Origin of the sequence: Rubinisphaera italica (genome assembly GCF_007859715.1) — a bacterium.
Taxonomy (GTDB): Bacteria; Planctomycetota; Planctomycetia; order Planctomycetales; family Planctomycetaceae; genus Rubinisphaera; species Rubinisphaera italica.
In genome coordinates, this window is sequence record NZ_SJPG01000001.1 from 2,691,117 (window position 1) to 2,714,815 (window position 23,699).

Here is a 23,699-nt window from a genome sequence, read left to right on the forward strand (position 1 = left end):
TCCATCTGTCGCGATTATTTTAAACGCCGCTCAAACGATCCAGACGATTCAAAACGGCAATCAACAACGCCTGTCTGACAAACACAGCCCCGGCTGCCTGCGCGAAGTAAAGGTTGTGACTCGTCTCATCGAAACATTCGGGCAGTTCATCATTTCTGGCCAGCGGATGCATAATGACAGCATCCTTTTTAAGAGGACTTTTTTCCTGCAGCTTGGAACGACCGTCCAAATTGCGGTAACTGTCACCCAGAAACGCAATCGAATTGACGTAGACAATGTCGAGGTCCGGTAATACCGATTGGACATTGTTCGTAATGTCAATTGGAATGGGAGATTCTTCTATCGGTTCGGTCAAGTCGAGTCCGACGGGATCGGCCATTTCAGAGATGAGCGTAATTTTCTTGACGGCTCCTGTGAACATCAGCGAGAGTCTCAGAAAGCTTTTCACGGCTCGCATTGAACCGGGCGTCCCGATGATTCCGAGATGCACTTTACGCTCTTCCGGACAATCATCCTGACACAGTTCCGGCCGCCATTTCAATAACGTATACCAGTCGATCAGGGCTTGTGTCGGATGGTGACCTGACCCATTTCCAGCATTAATGAGTGGACGTTGTAAATTTCGTTGAATCTCTTCCAGGCTATTTGTTTCGGGATGTCGCATAATGACGATATCGCCATAGGTATTGAACATCTCGCCGATATCAGCCAACGATTCGCCCTTGGCAACTCCCGTTACCTGACCATCGGGCACAGAGAGGACTTTACCATCCAGTCGCTGCACCGCGCTTTCAAAGGAAAGCCGGGTGCGAGTGCTGGCTTCAAAAAATGCAGTGATGGCGATTTTGCCGTCGAGTGGTTTATCCATCTCAACATTTCTCGACTCCAGTAAAGCCGCAAGTTGAGCAATCGCGACAATGGTTCGACGATCAAACTGACGCGGGTTCAAAATGGATTGCCCTGCGATTGAGTCGAGTGCTTCTCGATCGATTTTACCATTCGTAAAATCCAGCAACTGCTGCGGACTCAATTTGCAGCCTTTGGAATTGGATGCGAAATTTGTCAGCGCACGCGAAATTTGTTCTTCGGACAACCGTTTCATGGTTCTACCAGATATTATTTTGTTTGGAATCGATTATAAAAAACGTCAACAGTCCTATGACTCCCAGAGTGCACAAGAACAGGCCACCAAAAACGATCAATTGCAAAAACCAGAGTGGAAATAAAATCATCTGGAAGCCTCTGCTAAGATAGGTTTAGGAATGCTTCTGTCCGGCGGTGGTGCGGAGAGTGTTTTGAAATCAAAATCATCGGGAGCAATCTTCATCGCGATTCCGAAAACAATTCCGGAAACTGTCGCTCCAATGAGCGAAGAAACAAACCAGCCAATCGTAAAATAGGCGATTAAACCACACGTTGTCCCCAGAATCATTGCCAGAGATGCGGCGATGGGACTGGCTTTGCGAGAGTACAATCCTCCTACAATCGGCCAGATACAACTCCCTACCATTGGTCCTGCAAAAAACAAAACTGTTGCCAGTGTGCCCACATTCGGTAAGGCAACCCCCCACGCCAGTAGACCCAATCCGACGATACTCATCGCCGCCCAGCGACGTTTGGATGTGTCTGAAATTTCTCCTGGTATGAGGGGTTCAATAATATCGTTGACAAGCAAATCAGCTGTCGCAGCCAGTAAGCTATCGATACTGGACGCTAATGAACAGAAAATGACGATGAATACCAGCAACGCACCCACAGAGCCTAGCAAAGTGGCTGCAACAAGTGGGCCTACGGTATCGGGTTGACTGATTCCAATTCCCAATGCGGGAGCAGCTAACCCTAAAAAGCCTGCCACAATCGGAACCGGAAGCCACAGCAAACCACCTAAGGCATACGCTTTGGGGCCAACGCCTTTTCGCATGGAAAACGCCCTGCTCCACCAGACGTTGCTATGAAAGATTTCACCGAACCCAAACAACATATTATTGAACAGTGACATCAATGCAGCCGGAAAGAAGATCGAGAGCAGCATCGGCCGCTGAACCTCCAGTTTCGTATACACATCGCCAATATCAACCTGCATCAGAACTGCGATGGAAACAACGACAAGACCAATCAGGATAATCAGACTTTGGATAAAGTCGGTTCCAATGACCGCATACATCCCACCGAATAAGGTGTAGAGCACACAAACGGCTAGTACAACGGTCATGCCAATCGGATACGGAATTCCTGAGAGGACATTCAATAATTTGCCGCCTGCCATCGACATGGAAATCAACCAGGTAATTGCATAAAATAGAGAGATCAACAAAAATGGTACGGTTGCAATTTGACCATATCGTTTCCGCACAAACTCGACGGCAGTATATCCCTCGGGCATCAATTGGCGAATTCGACCGCTCATCGGAGCGAATGCAAACAGTCCAAAACTTGCTGTCGAATAGGCAAGCGCTCCCCAAATCCCCAGTTGTAGAGCAAACTGCGGGGCAAGCATGGTTGTGTTGGAAGTGATCCAGGTTGCAACAGCCGTGGCCGTCCCTAATGCCAGTCCGACATTGCGGCCAGCCACTGCGAAACCATCGTAGGATTTCGCACGTTTTCCCCACCAGATTCCCAGTGAGACCCACAGAACACCAAACAGCCCGAGCATCACATACCCAGCCTGCGGACTTAAAATGGTTCCGACAGCCAGGATCATTCCGCTATTTCCTTCTGAACAAAAACTGATTCAGGTTGAGTTTCTCGGGTAGCCATCGCTCCTTGAATAATGACAAAGATGATTGCCAGAAAGACAATCAAACCAACCGAAAACAGACTCAGAGCCTGCCACAATGGCCAGTGATCTACCGTGATTAATGCGGGCTCATTCGATTGAGCGATCAGTTTTCCCTGAGCGTTAAGGGCTTTGACCTGATACGAATACTCGCCGTTAGCTAGCCCCGAAATCATGGCCTGAGGAAAGGCACCGCGAAATACGACAAGGCCATCATTCTCGACAACCTGATACTCTGCTGCCCCTTCGACTGCGTTCCAGCGAAGATCGATATAACCTTCACGAACGTCGGCAAACTTTTTCTGAGCAAATTCGATAGGAGGTGAGACTGCGAGTGCTGCTTCAGGGGTTGATGTTGAGGGGGGCTCTGAGTTTTCAGAGGACGGATTTTGCCCGAATCCAGACGAAGCCTGAAAGATAAACAGCAGGAGTAAAACAGATACAAAAGAGACTGTTCCACAACTGGAATCCGCGTTGCCGGACCGGCAAAATAACACAACAACTCCTGTGCTCTTCCTAATTGCAAACGAGTGGCATGAGCATTTGCCAACGCTGTTATAATTTAGTCAATGCTCCAGAATAGTCGATTTACTCTTTTAAGCAAACCCTATCCTTGATTAAGACCGAGAATTCGCTTGCTTGCCAGACGTCATCTGCCAAAATGCTAGATGTCATGGTGAAGTTATTTATGAAAGAGAAACACAGAGACATGGAATTCAAGCACGAATTTGAAATCTGTATGAGGCTGCTCGCAGCTGTCATTGCAGGTGGAGTGGTTGGTTGGGAACGAGGGACACACGAAAAGTCTGCGGGTCTGCGAACTCACATGCTCGTCGCATTGGGTTCTGCTGCCTTCACTTTAATTTCCATCCATACTCCCCAGACATTTGAAGGATTTGATTGGTTTAAAATCGATCCGACGCGAGTAATTCAGGGGATCATTGGCGGAGTTGGATTTCTGGGAGCCGGTGCCATTTTTCGCAGAAAGTCCTCCGTTCACGGTTTAACAACGGCCTCCGGAATCTGGGTCATCGCTGCGGTCGGTATTGCCTGCGGTTTTGGTTACTATGCCATTGCATTGCCAGTCGTTGTGCTGACGGTCATTGTGAATGGGGTGTTGGTGTTTATTGATCCGAAGAAGAAAGAGGATCAAGATTGATCGTTTTACTGTTCGATCACTTTTGGCTCCTGCCTGCGAAACAAATATGAGAACTCAATCAAAACTCGCTCTACCGGGCTCATCTCGGCTCGGTCTTCGAGAACTTCACGAGCCATTTCCGGATCATCCGTGATGATGTTGTCGACTCCGCGGCCGATCATTGTCGACATGGTGACAGGATCGTTGACCGTCCAGGCATAAACTGCTTTGCCTTTGCGATGAGCGGTATGAATGAAGTCTCGTTTGGCCAGTTTTGTGCTAACGGCTAAAAAATCCACATCGGAGCGTGTCAAGTCTCCAGCTGCAACTGCTGTCAATAATCCGACCGTCCAGTCGGGACGCAGCTTCTGGATTTTTCTGATCCCATTCATTTTCAACGACATGATGACGATGTGATTTTCCATGCCATTGGATTCAACAAGCTCGACAACTTTTTGTTCGAGATTTTGTGTATGTCCATAATATTTGAGTTCAATATTGAGGCGAGCTTTACCTTTGCAGAGTTTCAAAACCTCATCCAGTGTAGGAACGCGTTCGCTGGCATAGTCGGCACTGAAGTAACTGCCAATATCGATGGCCTGTAACTCAGCCGCAGTTCCCTGCCAGATTTTAAGCGGCGAACCAGCCACTTTCATCAAGTCGTTATCGTGGGCGACCAGTACGACCCCATCTTTAGATTCCTGCACATCAATCTCAATCCAGTCGGCACCATCGGCAATCCCCTGACGAATGGCGGCCAGTGTATTCTCGGGAGCCTTGAATGCTCCGCCACGATGAGCAGTGATTTCGACATCGTCTTCTAACCGAACCGTGTGAATCGCAGTAATACCTATTGTCGTTGCAAGCAATGAGGCAATCACGAACGCAGCTGCTAATCGCCTTCGAGTCCAACGAATCTCCCAGGAAAATTGATGGCCTGAATCTTCGGGAAGCGTAAAGGCTTCAGAACGTCCGTAGGAATCGTAGAGGTAGCTTAATAAAACCGCGAAGGAAATATTTGCTAAAAGATTCGTGATGAAATTTACGAGAGTCCAGATTGAGAGAACGAAACCTAAAGTGATCGCTAACCACCAGATAGAATCGACGTATTCTGGGACGATTAATGAACCCAGCGTTACCGTCACCGCTGTGAGAATTGCCGAGATTAGAAAATTGCCAACGGCCCAGAGAACAATCCCTCTGGCGATCTTCCCTTTGTGGCCATGTGTTCTCTGCTGACTGATTCGCAAACAATCTGCAGCAGCCACATGTTCAAATAAGTGCAGTGGAAAAGCAAAACTCCAATTCACCAGACTTCGTAACACAAGCAAAAGCATGATCAACAACACAGGACCAATACTGAAGACTGCGTACCAAAATGGAAGTGGTTTTTTGGTCAGATAGTAATTGATGTCGTGATCGGTCAGGAAATACCAGAACAGAAATCCTCCACTTGCCAGAAACGGAAGTACGATCCCGAGGAGACGAATAAGCATAAGAGCTGTAATCCGGTAGATGCCAGTTGCATGATGCAGGACACTCCTCAAACTTTCCCAAACATTCAATTGAAGACCATGAAATGCACACAGGCAAAGAGTCATCAGGACCGCTTGTTCCAGTGCCAGTGTGCAGACAAAAGCACTTCCGACAATAATAAGGGCCAGCCAGCCGAGCGGGTGTATCAGGAATATCGCAATGTCAGTGTCAGCAAGTACTGTCCTTCCAGACAACTCCACAAAAAAACGAAACATAAGGCTGATTACGGGCGTGAGAACGAGAAACAGAATGAGTTTGAAAGCGATATCGGCCGCAATCAGTTTTCGCCAGGAGAATTTCAGTTGATGCAGTTTTTGAAATTTCATTTGCCATAAGTTCAGCGAGAGTGGCTTGGGGATGGACGCGTGTCTTACAGCGTGGTGACATTTAAGATTAAAATCAATTCACCAGATCGGGAACGTAAATTGCTTCTACAAGATTTATAGAAAATTCCAAAATTACGAATCTCATTTCCGCAACGAAACATTACGGGAGTGGTTAATAGAATAAGGCTGCTGTAATTTGAAAGAATAACCACCTCTGACATATCACTGAGCGATCATAAAATTCAAACATTGGAGAAAGATAATGAAATTGCTGTCCTTACTGACTGCAGGATTCTTGTTAATGAGTTCAGAAATGACATTCGGTCAACCAAAAGGAAACTCTCAACCCGGCAATCCCCCCGACCGTGCACGAATGATGCAGAATCTAAAAGCTCATCCGAACCTGGAATATGTTTCCGGAGGGCATGAACGACATAAACTCGATTTGTTTCTTCCGAAGGAAGAGAGTGAGCCCTTGCCCTTAATCATCTGGATTCATGGTGGTGCCTGGCAGAACGGGAGTAAAGAGGGTTGTCCACCACTTCGAAAAGGATATACCGATCATGGATATGCTGTCGCCAGTATCAATTATCGCTTGTCGGGGCATGCTACCTTCCCAGCACAAATTGAAGATTGTAAAGCAGCAATTCGATGGCTGCGGGGGCACGCTCAAGAATACAATCTCGATCCAGATCGGTTTGGCGTCTGGGGTAGCTCAGCGGGGGGACATTTAGTGGCTCTGGTCGGCACTTCTGGAGGTGTCACTGAGTATGATGTCGGGGACTACATGGAACAGTCGAGCAGCGTTCAAGCCGTTTGTGATTTTTATGGACCGACAGATCTGATCGCCTTTGTGCAAACACCCGGATACACGAATCATTCCAATATTCATTCTCCTGAATCCAAACTGATCGGCGGCCTTGTACTGGAAAATGAAGAGCAGGCAACACGCGCCAATCCCATCGAATATGTCAGCGAAGATGATCCTCCATTTTTAATTGTACATGGCGACAAGGATCCCGTCGTGCCGATTAATCAGAGTGAATTACTTTTCAAGGCGATGAAGTCCCAAAAATTGAGTGTGCATTTTCATACGATTCATGGAGCCGGACATGGTCGCCCGGGATTTGATGCCCCCGAGTTGAACGAAATGGTTCTCAAATTCTTTGATTCTACCCTGAAGGGGAATTCAGGCGAAAAGGAACCGGCTCAAGCGATTACTTCCGAGAGTACAGCCCAGGCGGAATCCAGGCCGGATCCCAATGAACGCTTTCGGCCTTCGTTTGAGAAGATTTTGATTCGAGCAGACAAAGATAACGATGGCAAAATTTCGGCTCAAGAATTTAAAGCATCGCCGGATTTGTTTAAACGTCTGGATCGGAATCAGGATGGATATATCACTCAAGAAGAGCACAATCAATTATTTGGGATTAAGGACTGACGGCTAGCCGTTTCCAGGAATGCTTCTAAAACAGCGTTCTGAGTCAAATTCAAATAAGGCAACTGGTCAACCTCATCCAGTTGCCTTTTTGATTTTAAGCCATGTCTTCGTGCATCATCGTTATCCCAGGACTCAAAATTCGATTTCGAATGCTAATGTTTCGTTGACTTGGTTGGGATGTTGAAAGCTTGTTGGCTTGACACCGCTATCCAAACAATGCGAGCATTCAAAAGTCGCATTCATAAGCATTGATTTGTTGAGCATGAACAAATTCAATTAATTTAATATCCCTGCCTACTTCATACGGAATAATGATGTTGAAAATTAACTTCCTTTTTGCGGTCAATCGTCGGGTCTCGTTATGGACATTGGGATTGTTATGTATTGCCCTGACTAGTCAGGTTCAAGCCGACGGGGGCTATGAGCAACTCCCGGAAATATCTGCTTCGACAACTTTGGAAGAATTGGACAGCGGTGATAAGGCTCCTGTTAAAGAGATTGATTTCGCCGCTGGAATTCAACCCGAGTGGATCTGGGGGCCAAAAGATAAGCAAAACTATTCGCTTGAGTATAGTCTGACATTGAATCAAGATCCCAAGCAGGCTTTAGCCGCTCGCGTGATGGCTTCTTGTGATAATGAAATGGAATTAAAAATCAACGGACAGATGGTATTTTCCAGTACGGAATGGCAATCTCCAGAACGAAAAGATGTCAAAAGCTATCTGAAAAAAGGGGAGAATAAATTACAGGCTCGCGTGAAAAATCATGGGGGAGTCGCAGCCTTCCTGTTCAAACTTGTTCTCATTGATGGTAAAGGAGAAACTCAGGAAGTTGTTTCCAACGATCAATGGAAAGTCCTCTCTTCCGAGGGAACTTCTCTTTCCGACAAGCCAACGATTAAAGGAAAACTTGGAGATGGCCCCTGGGGAAATATCTTCAGTCAGACGATTGACGACTCCTTTGTACCCAGAGATACATTTCTGCTTCAGCCAGGCTATCAGGTGGAGAAGTTATTCACTGTTCCTAAAGAAGAACTCGGCTCCTGGGTTTCAATCGCCTTCGATCCCCAGGGCCGATTGCTCGCCAGTGATCAAGGGGATAAGGGAATTTGTCGTATTACCCCTGCTCCCCTCGGTAGCGATGTGCCAACTCGAGTGGAGCGATTGAACCTTCCAATCAGTTCTGCGCAAGGAATGCTCTGTGCGTTTGATGCACTGTACCTATCAATTAATGGCGGCCCAGGATCGGGCCTGTATCGGGCGAGAGATACAACAGGTGATGATCAGTATGATGAATTAACCAAACTGAAAGATTTCCGTGGAGGTGGCGAACATGGTCCCCATGCACTTCGCCTGAGTCCCGATGGGAAATCGATTTTTGTGATCTGCGGTAATCATACTGATCCCCCTTTCTCTGTCGAACAGATTTCGGAAGAAGAATATTCCAGCCGAGTCCCCATCAACTGGAGTGAAGACTTGTTATTGCCTCGTCAATGGGATGCCAATGGGCATGCCCGCGGCAAACTGGCTCCCGGCGGCTGGATTGCCAAAACCGATCCCGAAGGCAAAACCTGGGAAATCTACAGCAGTGGATATCGCAATCCGTACGATATGGATTTCAATATGGATGGAGAATTGTTTGCCTACGATGCGGATATGGAATGGGATTTAGGTTCGCCCTGGTATCGTCCGACGCGTGTCTCCCATGCGACGAGCGGTAGTGAATTTGGATGGCGTAGCGGAACGGGAAAATGGCCTGCCTATTATCCAGATAGCTTACCTGCACTTGTTAACATCGGTCCGGGTTCTCCCGTAGGTGTTTGTTTTGGCACGGGAACTAATTTCCCAGAACGTGATCAGAATGCATTGTTCATTTGCGACTGGACATTCGGAACAATGTACGCTATTCACATGCAACCACACGGTGCAAGCTACACCGCGACGAAAGAAGAGTTTCTCTCGCGTTCTCCACTCCCGTTGACCGACAATGCAGTCGGTCCGGATGGAGCGATGTATTTCACGGTAGGTGGACGTGGAACACAATCAGAATTGTATCGCGTGCGATACATTGGGAAAGAAAATGAGCATCGCGGAATTGCAAAGGAATCCCAGGCCGATCAGAAATTAAAATCGATTCGCCATCATCTCGAAACATTCCACGCTTCTGAAAGTGAGATGTCGGAGTCCGAGATTATGAATGCTGTTAATTATTTACAACACGAAGATCGTTTCCTCCGCTATGCGGCTCGAATTGCCCTGGAACATCAACCCGTAGAGAAATGGTCTCAAGCAGTACTCGATGGGGACTTAAAATCGACCGGCATCATCAACGGAGTTGTTGGATTGGCTCGTCAGGGGGATGCCAGGATACAAACTCAATTGATCGAAGCTCTCGATTCGCTGTACTTTGGAGAATTGTCGACAACTGATCAACTGGAGTTGTTACGTGCCTGGCAGCTAGTCTTCACCAGGTTAGGACCTCCTTCTGAAGAGTGGGGACAGAAACTGGCCGCTAAATATGATCCTTATTTTCCAGTGAATCGAACTCAGACTTCAAATGATGAGAGTCCCAAAGATCCCTGGGACATTACAGCCGTCGATGCGTTGAACCGTGAATTAGCGACATTGCTGGTCTACTGGAACTCGTCGAATATCGCTGCAAAGATCGTGAAGGAACTTCAGAAAGAGAGTTCGGAATTGAGCGATCAGGATCAATTGAATCAACTGATTGCCCGCAATAAAGGTTACGGTCGAGCGGTCGAAAGCATGCTGGAACGACAACCAGATCTCCAGCAGATTCACTATGCGTTCGTATTACGAAATCTTAAGCAGGGCTGGACGCTAGAGGAACGTAAGAATTATTTCTCCTGGTTCGAAAAAGCATCGAAGTGGAGCGGTGGTAACAGCTTTCAAAAGTTTCTGCAGAATATTGAAACCGAAGCCTTTGAGAATGCGAGTGAAAAAGAACGACTAGCGATCGAAGCCTCCGGTGCCAGAAAACCTTATCAGGTGCCAGAGTTACCCAAACCGGTTGGCCCGGGAAAAGATCGATCAACCAGTGATATCTTGGAATTGGCCGAAACTGGTTTGAAGAGTAAACGTGATTTTGAAAACGGTAAAAAAATGTTCGCTGCGACCCGCTGTATTGTCTGCCATCGATTCGATGGAGATGGTGGTGCGACGGGCCCTGATTTGACTCAACTGGCAGGCCGCTTCAATTTGAAAGATTTAACGGAAGCGATAGTCGAGCCGAGCAAAGTCATTTCCGATCAATACCGTGCGATGCAGGTCGTGACTATTGATGGAAAAGTTTATACGGGACGTGTTCTGAGTGAATCTCAGGATCAGTTCACATTACTATTAGATCCTGAAGATGCGACTAAATTTATCGACATTGCTCGCGATGATGTCGATGCAATGATCGCTGCAAAAACGTCGTTGATGCCGAATGATTTATTGAAATCACTCAATGACGAGGAAGTGCTTGATTTACTGGCCTATCTGCTCTCGCGAGGAAACCCGAACGATCCAATCTTTCGAGGACGGTGATCATTAGGAGTTCAGCATTTCATGGCCTGTGAAAACAGCCGCATGGATGGGAAGTAATCTGCAATAATTTTTAGAACCGCAAGAATCGGTACGGCAAGAAATACGCCGCCGATACCCCACATCCAGCCCCAGATGGCTAAGAACAGGAATACAATCAAGGGGTTCAGGCTCATCGAACGTCCCAGCAGAAATGGAGTGACAAACTGTCCTTCCAGCGAAGTTAATCCAAAATATACTGCCGGAAATACGCAAGCGTAACCGATGCTGAAGGGTTGCAAAATTGCTATGAAAAAGACGATTGCTGTCCCTGTCCAGGCACCCAGAAATGGAATGAAATTAAACAGAGCGGCCATAACTCCAACCAGGAAAGCATTCGGGAGACCGAGCAGATACATTGCCAGGCCAGTAATGATTCCCAATGACACATTGATTACTGTGACAGTAAAAAGATACAGCGACATTCCATGTTGCAGGTCTTCAATTAAATCCTTCGCTTTTGCTTTGGAGGATGTAATTTCGAAGCCAGCGATCAAATTGGAGATCGTTGTATGACCATAGACCAGTAAAAAAAATAAGAGCCCCAATGTGATAACCGTACCTGCCACCAAACCTCCGGAATTGCTGACAATTTCCACGCCAGGAAAAAGTTTTGGTTGTTGGATCGCAACGGGCACAGGTTCATCGGCTTCATCCGGTTTGGCAATTTCCTTAATCTTTGCTGAAGCCTGCTCCATGTCCTCAATTTGTTTTTCAACCCCACTGAGCTTCATTTCAATTTGATTGAGATATTCGGGAGCATTGGCGATCCAATCTTTGATTGGTCCAGTTAAATTCATCATGGCTGCAGCGAATGCCCCAATGATGACAAACAGACAGATCGTAGCTCCCACCACGGGGGGAAGGTGCCATCGATGAAAAATAGTCATAACTGGTCTGAGAACCAGATAGAGTATTAAAGCCAATACCACAGGCATCGCGACAGATTTTGCGAACGTCAAAACACTCAGAACAGAAATTACAGCCAATATCGTTGTTGCAGCCTGAGGTAAGACGACTTTGACTCTGGGTATTTTAACAGACCCTATGTTGTCAGACCGCTGCAGCATTTTTTCATGTTCATTGTGAGGAGGTTCCTGTGCGGCACGCTGTCCCACGGACTGTTGCCAGTTGGTAAACGCATTGCTTCTGGCCATCGTGGGCATATTAGTCACTTTCATTCCACTGAATTTATCAGATTACAAATCTATAAAAATAGCCTGTTCACAAGCTGAGTAATAGATTTCCCATACTTCTAAACAGGCGCGGCTAACTTTGCCAGATTGGCTTACCAGGGCTTCAATTTCCATCCGACGACGAATCCAATACCGAAGCACCACAATGCGGCTGCTTCAGGTTTTTGACGTGCATAATCTTTCACATAAGTGATGAGGTCCTGCCCAGGATGCAGATTTTCCTGCGGGTTTGGAAATGGTGCCCTGCGTGATGGAGAAGCCGTTTTTTGGGATTGATTGGATGCTGGAGTATTCATTCTTGTCTCCTGTATTATTGTTTGAAGTGAGAATTCATTTGTTAAAAACGCGAATAGCGACGCCTGGCTGCTTCTCCGGGTGAAAGTCCAGCTGAATCAGATTCCACAAGTGCAGATTTGACCCAAGCAATATTTTCTTTAAGTTCTTCTTGAGAACGCCGAAGCAAGCCAATTCCTGAAGCAGAGAGTCTGAAACCTGCATAACACAGTGCAGCTGCAATCATTGTGGCAAGGGAGGCGACGCTCATTAAACTTGCCCCCAAACTCCATTCGGCTTGTTGGTGCAAGTAAAAAGCCATACCGCCGAGAAAAACAGGGATCATGCCCAGAAACAGGCACATTCCGACAATCAACAATGCAGCAGGTAATTTTAAAGAATTCGTCGAATCCCTTAAATCAACAGCTAATAACTTTCCCTGGAGCTCAAAGAGTTCAATTACGTTATGCAAAAATGCAGAAACATTTCTTTGAATACGTCTCTCGGGAGCCCCAGTTTTTTGACGGGACTGATTTATCGTCTCTTGATAAGACATCCGAGTGTTACTCCAATCGTTGCTGCAATTCCTAAGGCAATGTATGGATTTGAGGAAACCCATTTGCGTGAAGTCTTCTCAAATGCTTTTAGAGGATCCCAAACTTCTTTGGGATCTAAAGGTCCATTGGAATGGGAACGAATGTTTTTCGCGAAACCTTCAATCCCATTACTTTTTAGATTATGTGCAGAGATCATGAATTCACCTGTTGCGGTTCTTGAGAACGTTGTTGAGATTTAGAATTCTCTTCAAATTGCTTGCCGATATATTGCCCTGCATACCCAACGCCGGCCCGTAAAGTGGTCATAGCTAGAAAGCCTGCTAAAGAAGCAATAGGCCCTGTGCGAGAGTTTGCTTTAGGTTTTGGTTCGACGACGAGCCGTTGCTTTTTGGATAGTTTTTCTAGTTCATCCGCATCAGGACTCATCACCTCTAAACGCTTTGGGACAAGTACATAACCGACTGCGGCTGCGACCCCGAGCATCATCCAAGGGGCTCTCTTCATGTAGTAATGCCAGTCCATTAGCTTTTGAGCATCTTCGACAATCCTGTTGACTTCAGGTTGGAGATGACAGCGTGTCTGCCGCATTTGCTCCCTGATTTGTTCCGCAGTTTCAGGATTACTGTGTTGTACACTCATAAGATGTTTTTTCGCTGATTGACACTGATTCACATTAAAAGAGGTTACCACATCAGTCGATTACCGACTGAATGAACTCGGAACCATACCGTGCAAAGAGTCCATGACGCGTCGGCTGATTTGTTCGCTGGTCGATAGATGTGAAGAAGAATTGCCAATCATCATGCCGATGCAAACTCCCGTTGCAATTCCGACAGCAAAAGTTGCCATTGTGGCTGCAACAGGTTGTTCGGCGATGGCATGCTCCACCTGATGTGTCATCTGAGCACATTCCTGTTGAAGATTTCCACCAGTATCAATGCGATTTGTTGTTTGCTGATTCATAACGATCTCCTTATAAAATAGAGTGACTTGTCTTAGGTAACCCGATCGAAACAATTTCAAAAAAGATTAGCCGCGACGACTGCTCGTCAACCCGATGATCACACCAGCGATCAAGCCAGCTCCAAAGGTGACAGCGATCGATTCCAAGGGGTTTTTGCGAACAACACCCTGGACATTTTCGTAACCATCGTGCACCGCGTGAGAAGCATTCTCGTATTGATTCTTCGCATATTCAGACGCATCGTGAGTGTATTGCTCTGCCTGATTACGGACTTCATTTGCGTAATGTCGAACTTTGTCAGTTGCTGAGTCGGCCTGAGCAGTACCTTCGGCGATAATATCCTCGACGAAGTTTTCAATTTCAGAACGAGTTTTGCCCGTTTTTTCCTGAACAACACCGATCAGTTGTTCCATGTCGCCATAGGCCGCATCAAGGTCGTCGCCTTTAAGATCCGCCCATTTCTCTCTTAAAGAACCTTTAACCTGATTCCAATGGCCTTCTAATTCCTGTCGAGTCATCATCTCTATTTCTCCTGGTTAGTAGTTTGAAGACTTAAGCTGTCTAACTAACTCAGGAGCAAATCAGAGGCCAAACTGTTTTTCTGGTAGAAATAGCACAATTTTGGCAGTTTTTTGGAAAACGACTGGTTGTGAAACGATCATGCTGAATCGTGAGAGTCCAATCAAAATCATATATAGTGGCCAGCTTATACCACTTGTTTTGGAGATGTTTCTGCTGGAGGTTTCCAGTGACCGGCTAAAATTGCTGCAATGGGCTTTGTCGCATCAATTCTTTCCAATACGATTTTAATACCAGCAGTAATCGGTGTCGCCAGAAACATGCCGACAATGCCCCACATCATCCCCCAGAACATCAATGCCAGCAGCACAACGACGGGATGCAAATCGGTTGATTCTCCCATCATTTTCGGCTCAATAATATTCCCACTGGCGAACTGGATTCCGGAGAGCACCAGAATTGCAGTGGCCATCCAGCCAATTCCTGCATCGGGTTGTAGAATAATCAGGGGAATCGGCAGCACTGTCGCAACGAGGGGGCCAATATTGGGAATGTAATTGAGCAGGAACGCGAGTAATCCGAATGTCATTGCCATCGGTAGCCCGAACAAAGCAATCGCCAAACCAAAGATTGCTCCCGTGATGACTGAGATCACCGTTTTCAGGCGAAGATAGTTCCGAATTTGCAGATCGATTTCATGCCATGTTCCCGTCACTCCTAACGGAGCCGTTGCCCCGAGCAAGAGAAAGAAAACATAAATTAACACCACAATACTGGTCATCATCAGATTCAGAAGTGCTCCTGAGAGTTGTGAGATTCCGTGCCTCATCATGGAATCTAAAAACAGTTCTATTCTCTCATTTGTGTCTAATGTCGAAGTTTCGTCGTTAGTGAGATCCCCCTTCTCATTTGTGCCTAATTTCGAAGTTTTGTCCTTAGGGAGATCCTCTTTAATGAAACGCTCGGGAATGTAATCCTGAATGGTGTTCACAATTTCCTGAATTCGCATCCGATAAGCAGGTGCCATTTCACGAAGTTCAATGGTCGAGGTCCATAACGTCCAGCCGAGTATCATCACAATGACTAAACCAGCCAGGAATGTGATTCCCGCAGCGACGAGCCGATCGACACCGAGCCGTCGCTGTAATGTCTCCAGAACAGGAGCAATTCCACTGACGACAAACACTGCAATTACAAAGGGCAACAACACGGGGCGAAGCCAGTAAATGGCGTAGCCAATTGCTGCTGTGGTTAAAATCATCAGACAGATCGTCTGAACTCTCGAACGAGCCTCTTCATTATGCATCCTGATGATCCAGTCTATTATTCAATTCCGGCAATGATCTGATGCCGCATGAGTGCGAAGTCGGCTTCGATTTCAAAAGACTTTATTGAGATGAAGTTTGCGTTCAATGTAAGCTTCACAGATTCGATAGTAAGTGACCATCGAATCGATGTCGATCCATTCGTCAAGTGCATGCAGATTTCCGACGAGCGGGCGAGAGAGGTTGACCGGGATGTCATATTTTCGGAAAAATCGACTATCGCTTCCGCCTGATGCGCGAACCAGCTTCAGGGAATCTGTGAATTCTCTGGTGAGTTCGCAGAACAGCGGATCGGGATCCAGATGAGTCGGCTCGGCAATCATCATCTTTGGTTGAATCTGACACTCTGGTCCAAGAATGCTTGCCAGATCCGACAAGATCGATTGGGACGTATGTGGAGGTGGGAAACGGATATCCAGAACAGCCGAGGCTTGATCGGGGATGCGATTGGTGGTTGTGTTTTCTGTTTCGCAAATCGTAATACTGCACGTTGGGAACCAGTGATTCTTCTGCTCGACGATCGGTTCATCAGGCCAGTATGTCGCAAAATGGGCTTTGAGCTGCATGAGTTTTTGCATCAGCTTTTCTAATGCGTTATCGCCCAGCCAGGGACGAGCTCCGTGTGCTTCCTGTCCATGAAATAAGACACGAGCATGCACGACCCCCTTCTCTTCAACCGTGATATCACTCAATGAACCTCCATCGGGAATGATGACAACTCCACAGCGTAAGCCGATGTCATCGCACAAATACCGGACGCCATCAGTCCCCCCCTGCTCTTCATCGGAAGTCAGAGCCAGTCCAATTGAAATTCCTGGATGTCGAGCGTTCAACGCACAATACAGTTCGACGAGAATTGCGATCTGGCCTTTCATATCTCCTGTTCCAGGGCCATAGATGCAACCTTCTCGAATTACGGAATGATAGCAATTGGGCTGGGGGTGCTCGATGACATCGAGATGTCCACATAACAAGATTGCAGGAGCTTCAATTCCAATGGGACGGACGACCATCGAGCGATGATCGTTGACAATGTAATTGTCGATTTTCACATCTGGGATACAGTCAATATGATTATGCAAAAACTCAAAGCACCGCTCCCGCTCTGAGGGGCGGCTTTCGGTACTCGGTATAATGACCAGGTCACGAGTCAGGGCCGTCAATCGAGATTTCAGGTCATCATCATTCAAACGCATATTCTATCCTGCATGACTGTGCATGCTGTTCAGTTCTTTTGTTGAGAGTATCAATCCCGATCGCTATCCCATTGAACAGGCAAGTCTTTCTCGGCTAGTTCGAGATACTTCTGGCAAGCATCTGGGGTCTCGGCCAGACAAAGGAATTGTCCTTTATGGACTCGGTTGTCAGAGCCGAAATTCAAGTTCAGTGGGATAATGCCAGCTTTTCGATCTGGATAGAAGAGATGCCCCGGCTGATCGAACAAATTGAGAAGTTCCTCAGTTGTAATTGGGATTCTCAATCGTAAATTCCTTAACAACCAGGCTCCATTCGGTAGAAAATGTCGAGCGACCAGCGAAGGATAAGTGGCCCCTGTTACGCGGGCATTGATCTCGCAGACAATCACTTCAAGCTCTTTTCGACCAGCGTATTCAATGGCCAGCCAATCAATACTGGCTGTACCGCGATAACCTGTTTGATGCAACCAGCAACCAACCTGCTCCGCCTGACGCATCGTTTCTTCTCGCAAACCTGGCCAGTCATTCATGTAAGGAGGTGGTGAAATATTACCCTGATGAATACTCTCATTGCTGAGAATCTGTTCGGTCATGTCATAGGCATAAACGGTCGAGTCATTCAGAAATAACTGTGTACTTGGACTTCGTATTTTTACAATCTCTTTGACTCCGGGCTCCAGCCAGCCCTGCACCAGACAAGCCCCTTCAAAGAAGAAATAGGAAGGAATTTCGGGAAGGGTTTCCAGATTGGATAAGTCCTTTAATCGCATCATCCCGATTCCGGATGCTCCAATTTGAGCTCTGACCACTGCAGATCGATAACCACGACGAAATAGTTCCTGAGCACAATTTTGGATATCCAGTGGAGACTCGGCAAGCATCGTTTCAAAAGCAGGCAAACCTGCCTCGATCAAAAACTGATGCAGTTTGAATTTATTATTGCCATCTCGGCTGGCCTCTGTTGATGCAATCGTTTGACATCCTGAATGAAAGGCAATTCCCGTTATGGTCTCATCGGTGACGTAGCCATCAATCCAATTGATATTGTGTTTCTTGATCTGATCGATCCAGGATGCTGGTTTGAGATCCTGAGCGTTTGAAATCTGACGACCAATTTCAACATATTGCTGATGAGGCAATACTTCTAAATGAGGGAGCGAGAGGCCTAGATCGTTTTTCAAGTAATTACAGAGAGAGATGTCGGGGTCCCGTTCCAGGACGAGCAGGTTATGAGAATCGTGAAAGAGCAGATTCATGATGGGAATCAGTCGAGCACTGTAGGAGTCAATCTCGCCGACTTCTATCCGCAACGCTTCGGTTTGTGCTTCGTTGCCGTAAAACAATGCCAACAAATTTGCAAAGAAAGCGACTCTGCGATTCCAGAGCGGAGGTAATTTTCCATAAGTATCAACAAACGGAATTTGATTGACATTCTGATTCACGATGTTTGCTTCTCCGAGCGGGCACAGAGGGAAGTCGAATTTCATATCAGGTTATAAAATCTGCTACGTTATCTTCGACGATTTCCCTGAGGAATCAAGCGTGGAAATTGCCTTACTTTTTTGCTTTGGTCAGCCAGCGATCGAATTGATTGGCAAATGTCTGGCGATCTTTATCACTGAAGTTAGCTGGGCCGCCTGTGATTTCGCCTCCGCCTCGCAAATCATCCATCAGATTTCGCATTGCCAGCCGTTCACCGATATTGGCAGACGTATAAAGTTCGCCGCGGGGATTGAGCGCTTCTGCTCCATTTGCAACGACGTCCGCTGCCAGAGGGATATCAGCAGTGATAACCAGATCACCAGGGGCAACCAGTTCGACAATTCGCTGATCTGCGACATTCAAGCCCGCGGGGACCAGAATGCTGTCGATCCATTCTGAGCGTGGAAAACTCATTTTCTGATTGGCAACGAGTGTGACTTTTGTCTGCGTCCTTTTGGCCGCACGAAACAGTAAGTCTTTAATTTCCCGCGGACAAGCATCCGCATCAATCCAGATCTGCATCAACAATTTCACTTTCAATTGCTGGATTCTGTAGGTGCGTGTTTATTGTGAATCCGATCACTTATTGAGTATCTGCATTTGAACCATTGAGCACGACAGGTTGAATCCAGGCGGACTTCAAGTCTCCCAATTCGGACGGGTTGGAATGTTTTGCATCCGAGGTGACCCGGGCACGGACGTAAATTTCGTCTCCTGCGTATTCGTACTCCGCTGTTGTTCCCTGAACCGTTTTTAAAACTTCGCCGATGTCTTTGCTGTAGCGTCTGGTCAACAAGAGAGGCTGGCCCTCTTTATCCACAACAGGCATGCTGGTTGAATCATACCCGATGCGGGTGCCAATAAACTCAGTCGTATATAATTCTCCATCGACGGCATCGATTTCGATTGTCAGTTTTTGTTGTGTTGATTCGATCTTCTGAATTGCTACTCCATTGGATGAGTAAAACCTGCCTGATTCCAGAGACTCAATCAGAGAAGCAGGTGATAATTGATTGGCCAAAACTACGACCCACCCTCTTCCAGGTTCACTCGCACGACTTGGGATGTTGTGATAGTTGTGACCATCATCGACTGCGATGCCGTACATGACTGGTAAATCAAACTCAGCTAGACGTCTGGTTAGGACGATGTCCCAGATTCTTTCTGTCGATGCGTGCTGGTCATCTCCGCTGTTATGAACGCCGGGATGGCCATTGTAGACTTCAAAGAATTTGTCGCCCACAACGCGCATCAAATCTTCTGCAGTTACAGCATATCCAAAATTGGGATGATTCAAATGAATGAACATCGGCTGCCCGGTTCGTTCCCGTTGAGTCACAACTGCATTCACATTGTTTTGAATTGTTTCTGCGACACTCTCTCCACCACGCGGCCTAACCAGGTCTTTGACATTGCTGACGTTCATGTGAATCGGGAATTTTTCAAATCTATCGCTGATTTCTTCCCCCTGAATGAGCAGATATTTTCCGGGATCGTTGAATCGTTTTGCGATTTCGGTATAGGTCTGCAACCGGACTTGTTTGCTTCCGTCCTGCTCACGGGTCTCTGTTTGTTCTGGAAAATTTTTGATGAGCTTATCAAATGCTTTTTGCCCACCCTTTGTCTTCTCAATATCAACCCACTTCATACTGTTGGCCAGAACGTTGTGATCGGTGAATACGAGAAACTGATATCCATGATCTCGATACCACAAGGCGATATTGTCGAGATAGTCATCACCGTCACTCCAGTGGGAATGCGTGTGCATATTCCCGCGATACCATTGTTGTTCATTTCCTGACTGAAGTTTGAAGGCGTTGGGCGTTTCTGCCAGAACAGAACCTGTGACACATAAAAAGCAGAGAAATGAGCAGATTATCAACTGGAACGGAAATAAAAGAATGTGAACATTTTCGGATGCTGAGAAGTACTTCAAAGGATATCTCCGATATTCCAACAGGATGTCGCGCGAAAATTCGCTGTGTAGGCTTGTTATTGAGTCGCAATATTGTCGATCAGAACAAGCGTAAGTGCCGTCGATCAAATAGATCTGATATTATCCTAAAGCCTGTGGGTGAAATTCGAAAGCAAGAGGGAGTCTGCAATTTGTCAATGTAGTTCTGGGTACGATATTTATCGAGTCAGAGCTATTGTCTCAGAAGGGGTCTTTTGTCAGTTGGAGCAATTATGGAACCGAAAGAATTGTCGGATAAAATCTGACCATTGACGTATTTCAAGATACAGCAGTAATTATGTCCCGGAGGATAAAGTGAGAAAAAAGTGCAGTCTCGTCCGCCTGTCGAATCCTGATTTCCTGTTCCCACACAATACAGAGCAAACACTGTCGGCTTCCTATCTGCCGTGTCTCAGGTTTGGCTAATCAGAGCATTGTAAATTCCTGAATCCACGATAATTCGAATAGATACCGTTTACAGGTTGAACTTAAACCGCGTCTCCTATGAAAACCTGAAAATTATCTAACAGCGGTGGAATTTTCCAAGATGATACAGGAAATCCGGCTTCCAATTGGAACAGGGTTTCGATTGCATTCACATCCCAGTCAGGTACGACATGACAGACTTGACTTACCATAATATTCATTTCACATCGGCGGTTATCAACATGATGCTCAGGAATTATTACTGAGGGAAGCATGTTCATGTGGATATGTTATTTATGAATTTATGGAGAAGAATATGTGAAATCGAATAGCAAATATCTTTCTGTCTGGTAGTATCAAATACTGCACAAATACATGTCTCTTTCTCCTGAGAGAGGGGAGTAAAGTGAATTCCATCTTAAAACCCTGTTGATTTATCACTTTGTGGATTAACCGAAGGTCGCGGGTCATGGCAAAGCTGGAAACGATTGCCGGTCCAAATGCGGGAGACACTTACCCGATTCGAAACACGGGTGTCACAATAGTTGGACGTGATGAAACCTGTGATATTGTGCTGGCCTACCGATCGATCTCGCGGCATCATGCCCAATTCATTTGTGAAGGCGATGACTATTTCCTGGAAGACATGGGCAGTGTGAACGGCACATTCGTCAATGGGGAAAAAGTGACAGATCGCGTTCGTCTGTATGATGGACATCGCATTAACTTTTACGAAATCCCTCTCATTTTCCGTGGTGACAATTATGTCGCCGATAGCAATTCTCACGAAACTGCTGAGATTGAAGAAACATCTTATGAACTCGATGTCATGCAGGACCATTCTCAACCGAGCATGAACTCAATCACTCAGCAGAAGAGACGGCTCAAGTATCTTCTGGCAATCAATTCCAAGCTTGCAGGCTCGCTGGATATTGATGAGATCCTGCCCAAAGTTCTGGACATTCTGTTTGAAATATTTCCACAGTCGATCAACGGTCACATCATGCTGCTCGACGAGGATAAAAAATTAATCCCCCGAGCATTCAAGCAAGGACGGGATGATGACAGCAGTGTTCTGACGATGATTCCCTCAAACAGTAAGTTGGCGCCAGAAGTTATCCGTAATAAGCAGGGAGTTCTTCGCGACTCGGATGAAGTCAGTGAATCGGTACTCGATGAACCTGTCTGTTCCACAATGTGCGTCCCCTTGCTCTCTCCTAATAAAAAACCGTTAGGAGCAATCGAGTTAGAAACAGCCGAGGAAATCAACAGATTTCTCGATGAGGATCTGGAAGTATTGAGCAGTGTTGCCGATATGACGGGCTTGGCGATTGCCTATGCGAAAGCCCACACGGAATCTCTGGCACGTCAAAAACATTTGCAACAGATGGAAATGGCACATGAAGTTCAGATGAAAATGCTGCCACGCAATCGTCCTGATTCGAATGAGTATGATTTTGCTGATTTCTATTGTGCCGCCGAGCAGGTTGGCGGTGATTTCTTTTATTACCGGTGGCTCTCCTCAAAACGACTCGTAATTGCCTTAGGAGACATCTGTGGTAAAGGGATGCCAGCTGCCTTGAAAATGGCACAAATGACTGTTCGACTGCATCACATTATGGAAACCGCAAAAAGTCTAAAGTCCGCCATGCAACGTCTCAATGCGGCTTCTTTTGCAGATATCGAAGAGCTTGAAATATCGATGACCACTTTGGTCGTCTGCGTGTTGAATATTCAAGATCATACATTATCTATTGCCAATGCCGGGCACATTCCGCCTATTTGTGTCATGTCAGAAAACCAAAAATTAGTCCATTTGACACATGCTGGAGATGGCCTGCCGCTTGGTGTGGCAATTGATGCAGACTATCACCCGGCTACCTATAAGATCAATCCAGGAGATGTTGTTCTGCTTTGCACCGACGGGGCAACCGAAGCCATGGATACACACGGGGATTTATACGGTGTTGAAGGTATTTGCCAATCGATTCAAAAGTCCGAGCCATCTGCTCAATCCGTAGTCAACCAAATCGTGAAAGATGTCCGCACCTTCAGCATCGGACAGGCAAGACAGGACGACATGTGCATTCTGGCCTTTGGACGTAAGTGACACTTTCTGAACGATCAATTGCGATAAAAATCAATCCATTGCAATTGCATCGTCTCTGAACTCCCCTTTAGCAATTCTTCTGGCAACAGAATCATGAAGTATCCGTTTTGCAAGGGGACTTGCGTCTTTTTTGCTACGATTTGAACTTCAGCAAAAAGTGGGTTCTCGCTTGTAATTTCTTTTTCCTGCTGATCTCCGTACCTGATTGTGCAGATCACTTGCTCACCAGTGCTCGACACATTCCAGTGAATAACGGTTTTCCCTAGATGAACGCGAAAAGATTCGAGTCCACTTAAGTGCAGTTGGACTTCCATTGATTTTGGCCAATGATCGACCGTTCGCTTAAGCACTGCATGATCGATCCCGGATGGACAGTGTATCTTCAGGATTGTTTTCACTGCAGTTGTTTGAATATGAACTTGAGTTCCTGGTTTGCTTTTTGATTGCAATTGAATGGAGGGACAGGATTTCATTGTCGTGGCATGAGAGACTTCTCCAGAGAAATCCGAAGTGATTAACGTCAGGGCCAGAATTGCAATACCAGTAAAAGTCATTGGCTCATACTCCTGCTGAGTCTTATCGGAAAATTTATTCACTCTTCAACTCCATCGAGCCTCAATCTTACTAAAGATTGAATGTTGTGTGGCTAGCGCAAGTTTTGAAAACATCCATTTGGGTTCCGGCGAACTGATCAAGCCAGCTGGGCTGGGATTATCTCAGCAGTTCTTTCAAATCGCCAGTATCAGAGCCGTCCGTTCACTCAACAAACACTCATGCTTGAATTCTTTGATACGACTGATCAAAACCTTGATGAAAATTTTTAGTCTTTGGATTTTCAACTTCTGTAATCTGGGTGAATGCATTAAAAGAGGAGCATCGAATCGGGCAATATATAT

General features: G+C 46.4%; 20 protein-coding genes. 4 read left to right on the plus strand and 16 right to left on the minus strand.

Going from position 1 to position 23,699, the window contains the following annotated elements:
• Positions 1-19 precede the first annotated feature (19 nt).
• From Pan54_RS10195 to Pan54_RS10205, 3 genes are all read right to left on the minus strand, one after another.
• Positions 20-1,102, minus strand: coding sequence for an aspartate/ornithine carbamoyltransferase family protein (locus Pan54_RS10195; RefSeq protein WP_146503385.1), 1,083 nt, complete (start codon positions 1,100-1,102; stop codon positions 20-22).
• A gap of 126 nt (positions 1,103-1,228) precedes the next feature.
• On the minus strand, positions 1,229-2,701 hold the full coding sequence (locus Pan54_RS10200; protein WP_146503386.1) for a sodium:solute symporter family protein: 1,473 nt from the start codon (positions 2,699-2,701) through the stop codon (positions 1,229-1,231).
• On the minus strand, positions 2,698-3,273 hold the full coding sequence (locus Pan54_RS10205) for a hypothetical protein (RefSeq protein WP_146503387.1): 576 nt from the start codon (positions 3,271-3,273) through the stop codon (positions 2,698-2,700). Before Pan54_RS10205 ends, Pan54_RS10200 begins: the two co-directional genes overlap by 4 nt.
• A 191-nt stretch (positions 3,274-3,464) precedes the next feature.
• On the opposite strand from Pan54_RS10205, the gene Pan54_RS10210 reads away from it, so the two are divergent.
• The gene (locus tag Pan54_RS10210) at positions 3,465-3,935 is read left to right on the plus strand and encodes an MgtC/SapB family protein (protein WP_165441700.1); all 471 of its coding nucleotides are present in this window, start codon (positions 3,465-3,467) and stop codon (positions 3,933-3,935) included.
• A gap of 5 nt (positions 3,936-3,940) precedes the next feature.
• Here the strand turns inward: Pan54_RS10210 and Pan54_RS10215 are convergent, their stop codons facing one another.
• Positions 3,941-5,776 carry a glycerophosphodiester phosphodiesterase gene (locus Pan54_RS10215; RefSeq protein WP_146503389.1) on the minus strand — a complete coding sequence of 612 codons (1,836 nt, stop codon included), beginning with the start codon at positions 5,774-5,776 and terminating at the stop codon, positions 3,941-3,943.
• Positions 5,777-6,077: 301 nt separating this feature from the next.
• Between Pan54_RS10215 and Pan54_RS10220 the strand changes: the two genes are divergently transcribed.
• On the plus strand, positions 6,078-7,217 hold the full coding sequence (locus Pan54_RS10220) for an alpha/beta hydrolase fold domain-containing protein (RefSeq protein WP_146503390.1): 1,140 nt from the start codon (positions 6,078-6,080) through the stop codon (positions 7,215-7,217).
• A 314-nt stretch (positions 7,218-7,531) separates the two neighbouring features.
• Positions 7,532-10,765, plus strand: a complete 3,234-nt coding sequence (locus Pan54_RS10225; RefSeq protein WP_146503391.1) for a c-type cytochrome — start codon at positions 7,532-7,534, stop codon at positions 10,763-10,765.
• A gap of 11 nt (positions 10,766-10,776) precedes the next feature.
• Here Pan54_RS10225 and Pan54_RS10230 read toward each other — a convergent pair whose 3' ends face one another.
• The 11 genes from Pan54_RS10230 to Pan54_RS10280 all read right to left on the minus strand — a co-directional run bounded on the left by Pan54_RS10230 (position 10,777) and on the right by Pan54_RS10280 (position 20,249).
• On the minus strand, positions 10,777-11,967 hold the full coding sequence (locus Pan54_RS10230; protein WP_242631455.1) for an AI-2E family transporter: 1,191 nt from the start codon (positions 11,965-11,967) through the stop codon (positions 10,777-10,779).
• A 122-nt stretch (positions 11,968-12,089) separates the two neighbouring features.
• Positions 12,090-12,293, minus strand: a complete 204-nt coding sequence (locus Pan54_RS10235; protein WP_146503393.1) for a hypothetical protein — start codon at positions 12,291-12,293, stop codon at positions 12,090-12,092.
• 41 nt (positions 12,294-12,334) lie between these two features.
• A complete protein-coding gene (locus Pan54_RS10240; RefSeq protein WP_165441702.1) occupies positions 12,335-12,826 on the minus strand; it encodes a phage holin family protein in 492 nt (163 codons plus the stop codon).
• Positions 12,827-13,019: 193 nt separating this feature from the next.
• Entirely contained in the window at positions 13,020-13,466 is a 447-nt protein-coding gene (locus Pan54_RS10245) for a hypothetical protein (protein WP_146503395.1), read from the minus strand.
• Positions 13,467-13,526: 60 nt separating this feature from the next.
• Positions 13,527-13,790 carry a hypothetical protein gene (locus Pan54_RS10250; RefSeq protein WP_146503396.1) on the minus strand — a complete coding sequence of 88 codons (264 nt, stop codon included), beginning with the start codon at positions 13,788-13,790 and terminating at the stop codon, positions 13,527-13,529.
• A gap of 66 nt (positions 13,791-13,856) precedes the next feature.
• A complete protein-coding gene (locus Pan54_RS10255) occupies positions 13,857-14,312 on the minus strand; it encodes a CsbD family protein (protein WP_146503397.1) in 456 nt (151 codons plus the stop codon).
• A gap of 185 nt (positions 14,313-14,497) precedes the next feature.
• The gene (locus tag Pan54_RS10260; RefSeq protein WP_146503398.1) at positions 14,498-15,616 is read right to left on the minus strand and encodes an AI-2E family transporter; all 1,119 of its coding nucleotides are present in this window, start codon (positions 15,614-15,616) and stop codon (positions 14,498-14,500) included.
• Positions 15,617-15,688: 72 nt separating this feature from the next.
• Positions 15,689-16,831, minus strand: a complete 1,143-nt coding sequence (locus Pan54_RS10265) for a M20 family metallopeptidase (protein ID WP_146503399.1) — start codon at positions 16,829-16,831, stop codon at positions 15,689-15,691.
• 50 nt (positions 16,832-16,881) lie between these two features.
• Entirely contained in the window at positions 16,882-18,273 is a 1,392-nt protein-coding gene (locus tag Pan54_RS10270; protein ID WP_207310100.1) for a hypothetical protein, read from the minus strand.
• A 112-nt stretch (positions 18,274-18,385) separates the two neighbouring features.
• On the minus strand, positions 18,386-18,835 hold the full coding sequence (locus Pan54_RS10275; RefSeq protein WP_146503401.1) for a YaiI/YqxD family protein: 450 nt from the start codon (positions 18,833-18,835) through the stop codon (positions 18,386-18,388).
• Positions 18,836-18,896: 61 nt separating this feature from the next.
• The gene (locus Pan54_RS10280; protein ID WP_146503402.1) at positions 18,897-20,249 is read right to left on the minus strand and encodes a hypothetical protein; all 1,353 of its coding nucleotides are present in this window, start codon (positions 20,247-20,249) and stop codon (positions 18,897-18,899) included.
• 913 nt (positions 20,250-21,162) lie between these two features.
• Here Pan54_RS10280 and Pan54_RS10285 point away from each other — a divergent pair.
• On the plus strand, positions 21,163-22,803 hold the full coding sequence (locus Pan54_RS10285; protein WP_146503403.1) for a SpoIIE family protein phosphatase: 1,641 nt from the start codon (positions 21,163-21,165) through the stop codon (positions 22,801-22,803).
• Between the two features lie 14 nt (positions 22,804-22,817).
• Here the strand turns inward: Pan54_RS10285 and Pan54_RS10290 are convergent, their stop codons facing one another.
• Positions 22,818-23,399 (minus strand): hypothetical protein, encoded by a 582-nt coding sequence (locus Pan54_RS10290; protein WP_146503404.1) that lies wholly within the window; start codon positions 23,397-23,399, stop codon positions 22,818-22,820.
• Between the last annotated feature and the right edge of the window lie 300 nt (positions 23,400-23,699).

Coding starts and splice junctions, on each gene's coding strand:
- Pan54_RS10195 (WP_146503385.1), bottom strand. CDS start 1,102: ATGAAACGGTTGTCCGAAGAACAAATTTCGCGTGCGCTGACAAATTTC.
- Pan54_RS10200 (WP_146503386.1), bottom strand. CDS start 2,701: ATGATCCTGGCTGTCGGAACCATTTTAAGTCCGCAGGCTGGGTATGTG.
- Pan54_RS10210 (WP_165441700.1), top strand. CDS start 3,465: ATGAAAGAGAAACACAGAGACATGGAATTCAAGCACGAATTTGAAATC.
- Pan54_RS10215 (WP_146503389.1), bottom strand. CDS start 5,776: ATGAAATTTCAAAAACTGCATCAACTGAAATTCTCCTGGCGAAAACTG.
- Pan54_RS10220 (WP_146503390.1), top strand. CDS start 6,078: ATGAGTTCAGAAATGACATTCGGTCAACCAAAAGGAAACTCTCAACCC.
- Pan54_RS10225 (WP_146503391.1), top strand. CDS start 7,532: ATGTTGAAAATTAACTTCCTTTTTGCGGTCAATCGTCGGGTCTCGTTA.
- Pan54_RS10230 (WP_242631455.1), bottom strand. CDS start 11,967: ATGCCCACGATGGCCAGAAGCAATGCGTTTACCAACTGGCAACAGTCC.
- Pan54_RS10235 (WP_146503393.1), bottom strand. CDS start 12,293: ATGAATACTCCAGCATCCAATCAATCCCAAAAAACGGCTTCTCCATCA.
- Pan54_RS10240 (WP_165441702.1), bottom strand. CDS start 12,826: ATGTCTTATCAAGAGACGATAAATCAGTCCCGTCAAAAAACTGGGGCT.
- Pan54_RS10245 (WP_146503395.1), bottom strand. CDS start 13,466: ATGAGTGTACAACACAGTAATCCTGAAACTGCGGAACAAATCAGGGAG.
- Pan54_RS10250 (WP_146503396.1), bottom strand. CDS start 13,790: ATGAATCAGCAAACAACAAATCGCATTGATACTGGTGGAAATCTTCAA.
- Pan54_RS10255 (WP_146503397.1), bottom strand. CDS start 14,312: ATGATGACTCGACAGGAATTAGAAGGCCATTGGAATCAGGTTAAAGGT.
- Pan54_RS10260 (WP_146503398.1), bottom strand. CDS start 15,616: ATGCATAATGAAGAGGCTCGTTCGAGAGTTCAGACGATCTGTCTGATG.
- Pan54_RS10265 (WP_146503399.1), bottom strand. CDS start 16,831: ATGCGTTTGAATGATGATGACCTGAAATCTCGATTGACGGCCCTGACT.
- Pan54_RS10275 (WP_146503401.1), bottom strand. CDS start 18,835: ATGCAGATCTGGATTGATGCGGATGCTTGTCCGCGGGAAATTAAAGAC.
- Pan54_RS10285 (WP_146503403.1), top strand. CDS start 21,163: ATGGCAAAGCTGGAAACGATTGCCGGTCCAAATGCGGGAGACACTTAC.